Raw genomic sequence first — 12,863 nt, 5'->3', positions numbered from 1 at the left:
CACCCGTCCGCGGGTCGCGCTCGCACCGTCGCCGACCCCGGGCTTCGAACGGTACGGCGATCTGCTCCAGCAGCACGCGAAGGTCGCGGTCGGCGTGGTCGCCACGCTGATGCTGATCTTCGGCGGCTCGGCCGCGTCGGGAGAGTGGAAGGTCTTCCTGGCCTGGAAGAACCGGACGCCCTTCGGTGTCACCGACAAGCACTTCAACAAGGACATCTCGTTCTTCGTCTTCGACTACCCGTGGCTGCGTGTGCTGCTCGGCTTCGGGTACTCGATCGTGCTGCTGTCGCTGGTCGCCGCGATCATCACGCACTATCTGTACGGCGGGTTCCGCCCGTCCGCCAAGGGACAGAAGGCTTCCGGCTCGGCGCAGGTGCAGTTCTCGGTGCTGCTCGGGCTGCTGGTGCTGCTCAAGGCGTTCAGCTACTGGCTGGACCGCTACGGCCAGGCGACCTCCGACGGCAGGCTCTTCACCGGTATCTCCTATACCGGTGACAACGCGATCCTGCCGAGCAAGGAGATCCTCGCGGTCATCGCCGTCATCTGTGCCGGGCTGTTCTTCGCGAACGTGGTCCGGCGGACGTGGCTGCTGCCCGGTGTCGGCACGGTCGTGCTGATCCTGTCGGCGATCCTCCTCGGTGCGCTCTGGCCGGCCGCCCTGCAGCAGTTGCGGGTGCGCCCGAGCGAGCCGGTGAAGGAGGCGCCGTACATCACCAAGAACATCCAGGCGACGCGGCAGGCCTACGGGCTCGAGAACACCCAGATCACCGAGTATCAGGCGCAGACCACGGCCAAGCCGAGCGAGCTCACCGCGGACGCGGAGGTGCTGCCCGGTATCCGGCTGATCGACCCGACCGTGATCGGTCCGACGTTCGAGCAGCTGCAGCAGGTCCGTGGGTTCTACTCGTTCCCGACCGATCTGGACGTCGACCGGTACAAGATCAAGGACAAGACCAGCGACACGGTGATCGCGGCCCGCGAGGTTCAGATCGACAAGTTGCCGGCCGGTCAGCGGAACTGGAACAACGACCACACCGTCTACACCCACGGCTACGGCGTGGTGGCGGCGAACGGGAACCAGCGGGCCGCGGACGGTACGCCGGTCTGGACCGAGAAGGACCTGCCGCCGAAGGGGCAACTCGGCGACTACCAGCCGCGGATCTACTTCGGCGAGCAGTCGCCGGACTACTCGATCGTCGGTGGCCCCAAGGGGTCTGCGCCGGTCGAGCTGGACACTCCGGAAGGCACGAACGGCGGCGACCCGACACTGAACACCTATGAGGGCAAGGGTGGCGTCAAGATCGGCTCCTTCTTCAACCGGTTGCTCTACGCAACCAAGTTCCGGGACGCGAACATCCTGCTGTCCAGCCGGGTGAACTCGGACTCGAAGATCCTCTACGACCGCACCCCGCGCGACCGGGTCGAGAAGGCGGCGCCGTGGCTGACGCCGGACGGCGACCCGTACCCGGCGATCGTCGACGGCCAGGTGGTCTGGATCGTCGACTGCTACACCACCTCGGACAACTACCCGTACTCCGAGAAGGTCGCGCTGGACGACAGCACCCGGGACACCACCACCGGCCGGGGAACGATCGCGCAGCAGCCGAGCGAGAAGATCAACTACATCCGGAACTCGGTCAAGGCGGTCGTGAACGCGTACGACGGCTCGGTCGACCTGTACGCCTGGGACGACAGCGACCCGGTGCTGAAGACCTGGATGAAGGCCTTCCCCGGCACGGTGAAGCCGCGCTCGGACATCTCGCCCGCGCTGATGTCGCACCTGCGCTACCCGGAGGACATGTTCAAGGTGCAGCGCGACCTGCTCGCGAAGTACCACGTCACGGACGCCGGCACCTGGTACCAGAACAGTGACCTGTGGCGCGTGCCCGCGGACCCGACCGCGGTGTCGGCCAGCGGTGACTCGTCGACTCAAGTCAGTCAGCCTCCCTTCTACCTCTCGTTGCGGATGCCGGATCAGACCGATCCGAAGTTCTCACTGACCTCGGTGTACGTGCCGAACGGTGAGCGGGAGAACCTGACGGCGTTCATGGCCGTCGATTCCGAGGCCACGTCGCCGGACTACGGCAAGTTCCGAATACTGCGTCTGCCGGGCAACCTGCAGATACCTGGTCCGGGGCAGGTGTACAACAAGTTCCAGACCGACGAAGGCATCAGACAGGCATTGCTGCCGATCAACCAGCCGAACAGCGGCGCCAGAGCCCAGTTCGGCAACCTGCTGACGTTGCCGCTCGGCGGTGGTCTGCTCTACGTCCAGCCGGTCTACTCGTCGCGGACCAGCGGGCCGGGTAACTACCCCGTCCTGCGGTACGTCCTGGTGTCCTTCGGGGACAACGTCGCCTACGGGTCGACGCTGCAGGAAGCCCTTGGCAAGGTGTTCAACACCAACGTCGACACGGGCGAGAACCCGCCGGGAACCAAGAACCCACCGGCGACGAACCAGACGGTCAAGCAGGCCCTCGCTGATGCAGAGGCCGCCTACAAACGGGCACAGGCCGCTCTGATGAAGGGTGACCTCGCCGGTTACCAGGCGAACGTGAACCAGATGAAGGCCGCGCTCGACCGGGCCTCCGCCGGTGCCGCGGCGACGCCGACCCCGACTCCGAAACCGTCCGGCAGTCCGTCGACGACCCCGTCGGCAACACCGTCGAGTCCGCCGAGCTCTCCGGCCGGCTGACCGCAGGGCTGCTTCCCGGGGCGGCGACACCGACCACACGTCGGCGTCGCCGCCCCGTTCGTCTGCCCGGGTGGTTGCCTACGGCATCTGCTCGGGGTGGAAGCCGGCGGCGGTGTCGAGCACGTCCTCGTCGGTGAAGCGCTCGTGGTCGATCGTCACCTCGGCCGCGACGCCCGGCTCGACGAAGTAGAACACCTCGTCGCCCGCGAACAGACCGTCGTACCCACCGACCTTGACCGGGGTGAGCTGCCAGCCGGGATCCTTCTCCTCGTACTCGACGAGGAAGTCCTTCAGGGTCTCGAGGTCGGTGAGCTGCTCGCCGCGGATGGTCTTCACGGTCAGGTCGACCTTGAACGCGCCCTCCGCGTCCGGACCGGTCTCCCAGACCCGGCTGTGGAAGGACACGTCGTTCCACTCGTACTCGAAGTCGCTCGGCGTACCGATGCCGTCGGGAAGGTTCTCGATCACGAAGCCGTCCAAGGTGCCAGCCTTCTGCTCGGTGGAGGGTGCTACGGAGACATGCGCCGGTGCGGCTGCGCCGGTGGTCGCCGACAGACCCAACGAGGCCAGGACGACCGCGGTCCCGGCCACGATACGACGGGCGGACGGCATGACTCGGGAACCGAAGGATGAACGCGACATGACTGCCTCCTGGGGGAAGGGGGCGCCTCGCCTGCTGCGAGACGCCCTTCGTGACCAAGAAGGTGCCGTGATCACCCCGCCGCCCGACCGGCGAATCCGAACCTGTGGACAACCACTCGCTGCCGCCTTCGGTGCCACTGGCAAGCAACTGGTCAGCTCGGCCCGAGGCAGCGAATAACCGATTTGGCTGCCCGGCCGGGATCCTCTAAGCTGGAGATCTCAACGGCGCGGGGTGGAGCAGCTCGGTAGCTCGCTGGGCTCATAACCCAGAGGTCGCAGGTTCAAATCCTGCCCCCGCTACAGATGAAAGGCCCTCTGACCAGCAACACCGGTCAGAGGGCCTTTCGCTTTGAGCGTCGGCTCCAGGCGCCGGCGGCCCGGCGGGCCGGATTTGGTTGCGGAACGGCCATCATCTAGACTTGCGATGTACGAAGGCGACGCGGGGTGGAGCAGCTCGGTAGCTCGCTGGGCTCATAACCCAGAGGTCGCAGGTTCAAATCCTGCCCCCGCTACCAATGAAGGCCCGGACCAGTTGGTCCGGGCCTTCGGTTTTATCCGAGGCTGCTGGTCACGCGGAGTCCGAGGATGAAGGGGAGGCCGTTCGGCGTGCCTACGCCGGTCAGGGTGTCGTAGCCCTTCACGGTGACCTGATCGGTCTCTGCGCGGTCGTGTGAGTCGAAGACGTCGAGGGATGCGCTGTCCGTGCCGTCGGCTGGGGTGAAAGCGGCTCGGTTCTGCTGAGGTGTGGTGGCGGGCAGCGACAGGACGTCGCGGAGCGCGGGCGTGCCGTGCAGGCGGTAGATGAGCGGGTTGATGAAACCGAAGGCTGGGCGACCTTGCTGTGCGTTGGCGACCAGGCCGGCGACCAACGGTGCGGACAGGCTCGTTCCGGCGTTCACCTGTGTGACGTAGCGCTTGCTTTCGGAGTCTGTGTAGCCGGTCAGCATGCCTGTGTCGATGTCGCCGACAGCCGAGATGTCCGGCACCGTACGGTCGACCACAGTGCGGCCGCCGACCCGGATGTGTGACATCGACGCCGGTACGACGCCCTTCTGATAGGCAGGCTGCCCGTAGACCAGGCTGGTCCCGCCGCCGCCCGACGTCAGGCCGACGCCGCTCCACTTGCCGTTCTCCGGGATCGCGGTCTCGTTCGACCAGCCGGTCTCGAACAGGCGCTTGTTTCGCGCATCGAGGCCCAGCGTCGTACCGCCGACCGCGGTCACGAACGGATCCGATGCCGTGGTCGTCAGGCCGGGGGTGTCGCCGGAGGAGAAGTACAGCCCGACTCCTTCGGCGGCCGCGCGGACGGCCAGGGCGTGGACGGTCTTCGGCGGTACGTCGCCGATCGGGATCTGCCAGGAGTTCGAGACGATCGAGGCGCTCGGGCGGTGGCCGTCGCCCTTCAGTACGGCGGCGACCGCGTTCAGCAGCGCCTGATCCTCGTCGCAGCCGCCTCCGACGATCATCAGCTGCTGCGCGTCCGGGGCCATCGCGTAGACCGCCTCGGAGTCCATCTCGGCTTCGTCGTTGTACGGCGCCGCGCTCCGCGACTGCTGGCTGCAGCCGGTGCCGCCGCCGAGGTGGATCTCCTTGTACTGGTTCGTCTTCGGCGCCGGCAGGTGGTTCCGGCGCGCGTACTCGCGGAGCGTCTTGAGCATCTCCGTCGGCGCGAGGCTCTCGGTCAGCGCGACGGTCTGGCCCTTGCCCGTGAAGGCCGGGCTTGCGCCGTACGCCGTCCGTAGCTGAGCGGCGGAGTACCCGCAGATCGGTAGCGAGGCCGTGGTGAGACCGCGGTACGCAGGCTTGACGGTCTGCACGTGCTGACCCCAGTACTGGGAGCAGGTCGGCTTCGCGGTCTGGGCCGTCTGGGCTGATGCGGAGCTCGCGCCGCCCAGGCCTGTGATGCCCAGGGCCATCGGCGGCAGTGACTGGACCTTCGCTGCCGGACCGGAGGCCGAGATGTACGAACGGTCGCTGCTGACCTGCACATCCGTCAGGCCGCGCGCCGTCAGCTGGTCGGCCATCGCCTTGGCCTCCGCGGCCGAGGGGCCGAACCGGGCCGTGTATTCGGCAGGGCTCAGATAGTGGCGGTACAGAGGATTGCCCGGTGTGGAGACGGCGGTGGCGAACCGCTCGGCACCGGCCAGATCCGGCGTCAGCCACACCTGGATCGTCTGCTTCGCAGCTGTCCCCGCCTGGGCGTCGACCGATGCACCGCCGGCCACCAGCGCCGCGCAGCCCACCATCGCACCAACAGTCCTGATCACGACTACTCCCCGCATCAATTGGTAACCGTTCGGTCACTCTACGCTGCCATCAATCGGCAACTGTTCTACTGACGCCCGAACTGGCCGATTCGGTTGATCAGAAACGGAGACTGACTCGCAGACAGAGGTGATCGCTCGGGTAACCGCCGTCGAGCTCGGCAGACTCGACGACCGCGGAACCGGACAGCAGCACGTAGTCGATGCACTGCGGGGATCTACCGGGCGGGAGGTAAGCCTGGTGGAACGTCGGCGGGCAGTCGTCGAAGGCATCCACCAACTGCGAGTCGCACAGGAAGTCGCGGTACAACGCGCTGTCGCGAGGGACGTTGAAATCACCCGTGAGCACAGCTGGTTCTGCGGCGGCGTAGCGACTGAGAGCAGCCAGTTGAGCCTGGTGAATCGCATGGAAACGGTTCGTGGGGGACCAGTCGCCGTCGCGGTTCGCGAGTAGGTGTGTGTTGAGGACCGTCAACGAGGGCAGCCGAGTGCGCAGGACGCCTCTTGGGAGGCGAGAAGCCGGCAGGCGCTGGTAGGTGACGCTGCCTTGGGAGCGGGTGAATGTGACGAGCCCGCCTGCTGGGCCGGCAGCAGACGGGCGGAAGTTGGCGTGGTACGACGGCATCGAGTGGCGTAGGAGGTGGAGGTGGACGTACGTCAGTACCTTTTGGAGGTTGACCACGTCGGCGCCGGAGGACTCGAAGGTGGTGGCGATCGTGGTGTACCGGTGCGCCAGACCGCGGAGGGGAGTTCCGCGGGTGTTCAGGGACGCGACGGTCAGGTGGGTCACTTCACGGCGAGTTCGCCGAGCTCCGACCAGTCGTCCTGGGGGACCTTGAAGTTGACGATGCGCGGGGTCTCGACCAGGTACGGCGGGAGGTGCTGCTGGGCCGCCTTGAAGTGGTCGGAGGTGACGTGATGGGTCGCGGCCTCGTCGTCGGCGAAGGCCTCGACCAGCACGTACTCGTTCGCGTCGTCGAGCGAGCGCGACCAGTCGAACCACAGGCAGCCGGCCTCCGCGCGCGTCGCGGCGGTGAAGTCGGCGGTGATCGACGGCCAGTCCTCGGCGTGCTCGGGCTTCACACGGAACTTCGCGGTGATGAAGATCATGAGGTCCAACTTAGCGGTCGCCCGCGGCAAGCATCTTCGCAATCTGAGATCAGCGCAGCACGAATCCGGTGCCCAGCTGGTCGCGCGGATCGAGCGTGAACGTCGCGCTGCCGGTCCGGTACGCACTCCCGACGACCTCGGTGATCACGCCCTCGGGCGTCTCCGAGACCACCCGGCCGCGGAACGTCGTACCGACGATCGAGTCGTGGCGGAGCGTCTGCCCGGGACTGAGCCTGCCCTCGTCGTACAGCAGTGCCAGGCGGGCCGACGTACCGGAGCCGCACGGGGAACGGTCCGCCTCGCCGTCGGCGAAGACCGCGAGGTTGCGCTGGTGCGGGCCGTCCTCCCACGAGCCGAGGTCGTCGTACAGGATCGTGCTGTAGAGGCCGCTCAGCCGTGGATCGGTGGGGTGTACGGCGACCGGGTCCAGCGCCCACTTGATCTCGCGGCCGATCGCGATCAGGTCCGGGTACGACGCCGGCGTCACCGAGAGGCCGACCGACGAGGCGGGGACCGACGCGTAGAACGCACCGCCGTAGCTGATGTCCGCGGTCACGTCTCCGCGCGACGTCGCCACCTGCACCCCGCGCCGCAGCACGTACGACGGAACGTTGCGGAAAGCAACACCGTCGGGTCCGACATGGGCGGTGACTCGTCCGGACGGTACGTCGATGACGACATCGCCTGCGGGGACCAGACCGGTACCCACGGCCCACGTCGCGAGCGCGATCGTGCCGTGCCCGCACGCCGTCGAGTACCCGTCCTTGTGCCAGAACACCACGCCGAAGTCGGCGCCGTCGTCGTCGGCCGGTACGACGAAGCCGCCGTACATGTCGGCATGACCGCGCGGTTCGTTCACCAGCAGTTGCCGTACGGCGTCGATCGCGGGGGACGACTGCGCCGCGACCCGGCGGTCCGCCACCGTCGTACCCGGGAGCTCCACCGAGGTCACGATCCGGAACGGTTCCCCGGCTGTGTGGTAATCCACCACGCTGACATCGTCCACGCACTCACCCTAAACAAACGGAACCGCCGCGTCCCCCGGCAGGGGACGGCGGCGGTTCGAGCGGCCTGAGGGGATTGGTCAGGCGGCTTGCGGTACCCGGTTGCGCGCGGCCCAGACGGCTCGGCGCAGTTTGGCCTTGTCGGGGTATCCGGCGTCGCGGCCGATCAGGTAGACGTCGTGGCTGCGCATGTTGACCATGCCGGCGACGTACCAGACCGGGCTGCCCTCGGCGAGCATCGTGATGATCATGTTCCGGGTGTCGGTGGTGGTGTTCATTCTGATCCTCTCCTCTGGTCGCTCTTACTGATACGTCGAAGCAGGAGGGGCGGAATCGACACCGGGCTGAAAAGAAAAACACCCGCCCCTCCGCTCCGCTTCGGGGCTGTGGGGTGGGAGAAAGCAGAACACCCTCCGCTCCGGGGCGGGCTGTGGGGCGGAGGGTGAGGCGGGCGGAAAACAGAGCGCCCCGATCGGTGATCGGGGCGCTTGTCCGTGTGGGTCCCGGGGGGAGTGGGACCTCCACACGTTGGGGGGGACTTTGACGTTAACCCGGCCAAGGGGTCACACCGCGCGTATTCGACCTGTGTCGAAAAGTTATCTGGCTGTCCGGCGCCGGGATCCGGGCGCGTTCCGGGAGTACGGCGCGGCGCTCGCCCGGGTGGTGGATCCCCGGGTGTACCCGTCGGTCGCGAAGGCGCTCGACGCCGGCGTGTTCGCGGCCGCGGCGAGCTCCGAGGAGGACAACGACGCGGACTTCGACTTCGGGCTGCAGCTCTACCTGGACGGCGTCGCCGCGTTCATCGATCGGGTCGGATGATCGCGTCGGCGGCCTGCGCGGTCGAGGCGATCAGGCGCGCGTTGCACTCGTCGGAACCGTACGTCCGTGCGCGGGCCTCCTCAGGTGATCTGCCGTACGACCGGTGCCGCGCCTCGAGCCGTTGGTGGCGCAGGTCCTCGGGTACGTCGACGTACCAGCACTGATCGAGCAGCGTACGAACCGTCGACCAGGGCGGCTCGTCGAGGAGCAGGTAGTTGCCCTCGGTCAGCACGAGCGTGACGTCGGGCGCGACGCCGATGCTTGCGGCGATCGAGTCCTCAATGCCGCGGTCGAAACGCGGCGCCCAGATCTGCTCGTCGGGTGAGGTCTTCAGTCGCCTGAGCAGTGCGACGAAACCGAGGCCGTCGAAGGTGTGCGGCGCGCCCTTCACGTCGGCGAGGCCCAGATCCTCGAGCACCGACTGCGCGAGGTGGTACCCGTCCATCGGGACCAGCGCGACCCGGTGCCCGTCGGCGCTCAGCTTCGCGGCGAGCTGCTCGGCGTACGTCGACTTGCCTGCTGCCGGCGCCCCGGTGATCCCGAGCAACTGCCGCCGCCCCCGCGTCGCCAACTCGACCGCACGCTCGTACGCGGCAGCTGAACCCATCTGCAAGGGTCAGACGGCCCTTCGTGAGGTCCAGCCAACGGTCGAGACCATGGCTGTCACCAGCCAGATGGCGATCGCGACAACCGGGCTGTACGTCCAGGTGGCACTGGGATGGTGGCCCACGTCCGTGGTCACGGACAGCAGGAGCGCGATGGTGAGCGCGAAGCCGGCAAAACCGCTCACGACAGCGATGACCGTCGCCGGGAAGAACAGGCACGCCGCGGCCAGGACGAGATATCCCACGACCATGCCGGGTGCGGCGCCGTTCAGGAACGGGACGTCCGACGGCGCGGTCTTGAGCGGCGTGATCAACTGAAGCCCGCGATAGACATGCTCAGGCTGGGTGCGCGGGTACCCCCAGGTCTCCAGCCAGGGGAGCACGATCAGCATCAGGATCAGCACTCCGGCGAGGACGGCGCCGACGATCTTGATACCGCGTCGCCGGTCGGCCACAGTGTTCTCCTGGGGCGCCGCTCCGGCGTCGGTCCGCTCGCTCATCGACAGTCCTCCATCAGTCCTCGGGTGGTGCTTCGGCGCCTTCGCGTTCGTCGCGGTCGGCCCACTCGACGAGGGTGTCGAGGGAGTAGACGTCGTCGTCGATCGTGGCGTGCAGGTCGCCGAGCTCGGCGTACCGCTGCGGGACGGTGGCGATCGTGAAGTCCTTCGGATTCACGTCGTCGACCTCGTCCCAGCGGATCGGGGTCGACACGGTGCCCTCGGGGTTGCCGCGGACCGAGTACGCCGCCGCGATCGTGTGGTCGCGCGCGTTCTGGTTGAAGTCCACGAAGACCAGCCGAGGATCCCGGTCCTTGCGCCACCACGTGGTGGTCACGTCCTCCGGCGCGCGTCGCTCCACCTCGCGCGCGAACGCGAGGGCGGCCCGCCGTACGTCGGTGAAGCCGTACGCCGGCTCGACCCGGACGTACACGTGGATACCGCTGCCGCCCGACGTCTTCGGGTAGCCGACCGCGCCGAGCTCGTCGAGTACCTCGTGCACGGTGTGCGCGACCCGGCGTACCCGATCGAACGGGCAGTCGGGCATCGGGTCCAGGTCGATCCGCCACTCGTCGGGCTTCTCGGTGTCGGCGCGCCGCGAGTTCCACGGGTGGAACTCGACCGTGGACATCTGCACCGCCCACGCCACGTGCGCGAGCTCGGTCACGCACAGCTCGTCCGCGGTCCGGTTGTACCGCGGGAACTTCACGCGGACCGTCTCCATCCACGGCGGCGCGCCGTGCGGCAGCCGCTTCTGATGCACCTTCTCGCCCGAGACCCCCTCCGGGAACCGGTGCAACATGCACGGCCGCTCCCGCAGCGCGTTGACGATCCCGTCCCCGACCGACAGGTAGTAGTTCACGAGATCCAGCTTGGTCTCCCCGCGCGCAGGGAAGTACACGCGGTCCGGATTCGACACCCGGACCGTCCGCTCGCCGACCTCGAGCTCGATCGCCGGAGACTTCGTGTTTCCTGCCATGTCCTTCAACCTAACCGCCCGTGGGGACAACCGGAGCTAAGCCAACCGGGTGAGCCAGTTGCGAGTGTCGGGGGTGCGGCCGTACTGGAGGTCGAGAAGGGCGGCGCGGATCTTGGCGGTCACCGGGCCGACCCCGTGGTTGACGGTGTGGTCGCCGATGGTGAGGTCGCCGTCGGGCCAGGCGAGGCGGCCGATCGGGGTGATGACGGCGGCGGTGCCGGAGGCGAAGACCTCGGTGATCTCGCCGTCGAGCACGCCGTTGCGCCATTCGTCGGCGGAGATCCGGCGCTCCTCGACCGGGTGGCCGAGGTCGGCGGCGAGTTCGAGCACCGAGGCGCGGGTGACGCCTTCGAGGATCGAGCCGGACAGCTCCGGCGTGACGATCCGGCCGTCGGCGTACACGAAGAACATGTTCATGCTGCCGATCTCCTCGAGCCACTTGTGCTCGACGGCGTCGACGAACGCGACCTGCTCGCAACCGTTCGCGACCGCCTCGGCCAGGCCTGCCAGGCTGGACGCGTAGTTGCCGCCGCACTTGGCCGCGCCCGTACCGCCCGGGGTGGCGCGGATCGTGGAGGTGGTCAGCCAGATCGAGACGGGCTTCGGGCCGGTGTTGAAGTACGGGCCGGCGGGGGACGCGATGACGCCGAACAGGACCTCGTTGGACGGCCGGACGGCCAGCGCGGCCTCGGTGGCGATCATGTACGGCCGCAGGTACAAGCTGGTCTCACCGTCCTCGGCCGACGGCACCCAGGCTTCGTCCACGGTCACCAAGGCTCGCAGCGCCGCGATGAACTCCTCCTCCGGCAGATGCGGTAGCGCCAGCCGCTCTGCGCTCGCAGTGAACCGGGCGGCGTTGCGGTCCGGACGGAAGGCCCACACCGACCCGTCCGGGTGCCGGTACGCCTTGAGGCCCTCGAAGATCTCCTGCGAGTAGTGGAAGACAGCAGCCGCCGGGCTGAGCGACAGCGGTGCGTACGCCGTGACCTTCGGGCCGTGCCAGCCGCGGTCGGCTGACCAGTTCGCAACCACCATGTGGTCCGTGAACGACTGCCCGAACGCAGGGTCCTTGAGCACGGCAGCCCTGGCCTCCGCGCTGGCCGGGTCGCTCCGCAGCTCGACCGCGAAGTCCCATGCGTTTGCCACTGTCGTCGCCTGCTGTTCACCTGTCACTCGCCGCACGCTACCCCTGCCCTGATCTTGACCTCGACCCGCCGCCCACACTCCGGCCACTCCGCGTCAGCCACCACCTCAGCTCGGACGAACCCGGCTGCGCCTGTACGACGTGCAGCACCCGGTCGGCAGCGTCGTACACCAAGGAGTCGTGCCACTCGTCCGGCAGCTCCACCAGCACCCGGAGGGCCATCGCCAGACCGGCTGCTGCCTCTCCCGCAACCGCCAGGCACTCAGCAAGGCACAGGTCGAGCCTTGCGCGGTCGCCGACCCAGCTGTCCGGGCAGAGCTCCCTCGCGCGCTCCAGCAACACACAGCCGGCCACGCCGTACCCGAGCAGCGTGCACACACGTCCCTCGGCCCAGTGCAGCTGGTACGTCGGGGCTAGCTCGTCGCCGACACCGATCAGCTCCTGCAGCGCGACGTGTGCCTCCTGGCGCCGGCCGAGCTCGGCCAGGACGAGCGCCCGCGCCGCACGCGGCAGGTAGCTCTGCCGATCGAGGCCGACCGCCTCGTCCGCCAGCTCCAGCAGCCCGGGCAACGGACGGCGCTCGGCCAGCCCGCTGATCGTCTCCCTGGCCCGCACGGTCGCTCCGCCGTCGACACTGTCCGCGGCCGCGCGGGCGGCCCACCACCAGCGCCGCGCTGTACTGCGGTCGTCCAGTCTTGTCAGCGTCTCCGCGACCAGTGTGCTCAGCTCGGCCGCCTCCGTCCGGTCGGCGTCGCGAAGCTGACTCACCAGGGTGGGTAGCAGCGCAGCCGGAGGCACCGCACGGAAGTCGCTGAACAGCTCGGCCGGATCGCCGGCGTCGAGGGTGCCGACCAGCCCTTGCCAGGCCGCCTCCAACGGGTCCGGCTCCGGACGCGACTGCCCTGTCCGCGCAGGCCTTCGCTCGAACGTGGCAGTCAGCCGGCCGGCAGTGCCGAGCTCCTTGTCGCAGAGCCGCGCCAGGTCGGCAGAGCCCGGCCGCTGCCCGCGCTCCACCTGCGACAGATAGCTGTGGTCGTACCCGACCTGTGCTGCCAGTTGCCGCAGGCTCAGCCCGGCCGTCTGCCTGCACTGCCGCAGTAGGGA

13 protein-coding genes and 2 tRNA genes are annotated in these 12,863 nt (G+C 68.2%); 4 read left to right on the top strand and 11 right to left on the bottom strand.

Annotated elements, in window-relative coordinates; all coding sequences use genetic code 11:
• Positions 1 to 2,695 (top strand): UPF0182 family protein (locus VFF46_RS12315; RefSeq protein WP_325037221.1); only part of this gene is annotated, 2,695 nt, incomplete at its 5' end.
• 78 nt (positions 2,696 to 2,773) lie between these two features.
• On the opposite strand, the gene VFF46_RS12310 is transcribed toward VFF46_RS12315, so the two are convergent.
• Positions 2,774 to 3,337, bottom strand: a complete 564-nt coding sequence (locus VFF46_RS12310) for a hypothetical protein (protein WP_325037220.1) — start codon at positions 3,335 to 3,337, stop codon at positions 2,774 to 2,776.
• Between the two features lie 226 nt (positions 3,338 to 3,563).
• On the opposite strand from VFF46_RS12310, the gene VFF46_RS12305 reads away from it, so the two are divergent.
• Both VFF46_RS12305 and VFF46_RS12300 read left to right on the top strand, forming a co-directional pair.
• A tRNA-Met gene (locus VFF46_RS12305) sits at positions 3,564 to 3,637 on the top strand.
• Positions 3,638 to 3,775: 138 nt separating this feature from the next.
• Positions 3,776 to 3,852: transfer RNA gene (locus VFF46_RS12300), tRNA-Met, on the top strand.
• Positions 3,853 to 3,888: 36 nt separating this feature from the next.
• On the opposite strand, the gene VFF46_RS12295 is transcribed toward VFF46_RS12300, so the two are convergent.
• The 5 genes from VFF46_RS12295 to VFF46_RS12275 all read right to left on the bottom strand — a co-directional run bounded on the left by VFF46_RS12295 (position 3,889) and on the right by VFF46_RS12275 (position 7,993).
• Complete coding sequence (locus VFF46_RS12295; RefSeq protein ID WP_325037219.1) at positions 3,889 to 5,604, bottom strand: S53 family peptidase; 1,716 nt, start codon at positions 5,602 to 5,604, stop codon at positions 3,889 to 3,891.
• Positions 5,605 to 5,701: 97 nt separating this feature from the next.
• Complete coding sequence (locus VFF46_RS12290; protein ID WP_325037218.1) at positions 5,702 to 6,391, bottom strand: endonuclease/exonuclease/phosphatase family protein; 690 nt, start codon at positions 6,389 to 6,391, stop codon at positions 5,702 to 5,704.
• Positions 6,388 to 6,711, bottom strand: coding sequence for a putative quinol monooxygenase (locus VFF46_RS12285; protein WP_325037217.1), 324 nt, complete (start codon positions 6,709 to 6,711; stop codon positions 6,388 to 6,390). The genes VFF46_RS12290 and VFF46_RS12285 overlap by 4 nt, the downstream gene beginning before the upstream one ends.
• Positions 6,712 to 6,760: 49 nt before the next feature.
• Positions 6,761 to 7,717, bottom strand: coding sequence for a proline racemase family protein (locus VFF46_RS12280; RefSeq protein ID WP_325037216.1), 957 nt, complete (start codon positions 7,715 to 7,717; stop codon positions 6,761 to 6,763).
• Positions 7,718 to 7,795: 78 nt separating this feature from the next.
• The gene (locus tag VFF46_RS12275) at positions 7,796 to 7,993 is read right to left on the bottom strand and encodes a hypothetical protein (RefSeq protein WP_325037215.1); all 198 of its coding nucleotides are present in this window, start codon (positions 7,991 to 7,993) and stop codon (positions 7,796 to 7,798) included.
• 307 nt (positions 7,994 to 8,300) lie between these two features.
• On the opposite strand from VFF46_RS12275, the gene VFF46_RS12270 reads away from it, so the two are divergent.
• Positions 8,301 to 8,534, top strand: coding sequence for a TetR/AcrR family transcriptional regulator C-terminal domain-containing protein (locus VFF46_RS12270; RefSeq protein WP_325037214.1), 234 nt, complete (start codon positions 8,301 to 8,303; stop codon positions 8,532 to 8,534).
• On the opposite strand, the gene VFF46_RS12265 is transcribed toward VFF46_RS12270, so the two are convergent.
• The 5 genes from VFF46_RS12265 to VFF46_RS12245 all read right to left on the bottom strand — a co-directional run.
• Positions 8,515 to 9,141, bottom strand: coding sequence for a nucleoside/nucleotide kinase family protein (locus VFF46_RS12265; RefSeq protein WP_325037213.1), 627 nt, complete (start codon positions 9,139 to 9,141; stop codon positions 8,515 to 8,517). The genes VFF46_RS12270 and VFF46_RS12265 overlap by 20 nt on opposite strands.
• Before the next feature lie 9 nt (positions 9,142 to 9,150).
• Positions 9,151 to 9,639 (bottom strand): hypothetical protein, encoded by a 489-nt coding sequence (locus VFF46_RS12260; RefSeq protein ID WP_325037212.1) that lies wholly within the window; start codon positions 9,637 to 9,639, stop codon positions 9,151 to 9,153.
• A gap of 13 nt (positions 9,640 to 9,652) precedes the next feature.
• The gene (gene ligD, locus VFF46_RS12255; RefSeq protein ID WP_325037211.1) at positions 9,653 to 10,615 is read right to left on the bottom strand and encodes a non-homologous end-joining DNA ligase; all 963 of its coding nucleotides are present in this window, start codon (positions 10,613 to 10,615) and stop codon (positions 9,653 to 9,655) included.
• A gap of 36 nt (positions 10,616 to 10,651) precedes the next feature.
• The gene (locus tag VFF46_RS12250) at positions 10,652 to 11,797 is read right to left on the bottom strand and encodes a branched-chain amino acid aminotransferase (protein WP_325037210.1); all 1,146 of its coding nucleotides are present in this window, start codon (positions 11,795 to 11,797) and stop codon (positions 10,652 to 10,654) included.
• 1 nt (position 11,798) lies between these two features.
• Positions 11,799 to 12,863, bottom strand: a 1,065-nt coding sequence (locus VFF46_RS12245; protein ID WP_325037209.1) for a helix-turn-helix transcriptional regulator, incomplete at its 5' end; no start/stop codon positions are given.

Source organism: Kribbella sp., assembly GCF_035655035.1.
Taxonomy (GTDB): Bacteria; Actinomycetota; Actinomycetes; order Propionibacteriales; family Kribbellaceae; genus Kribbella.
The sequence above is the reverse complement of the archived record's forward strand: the minus strand, read 5'-3'. Positions and strand labels throughout refer to the sequence as shown.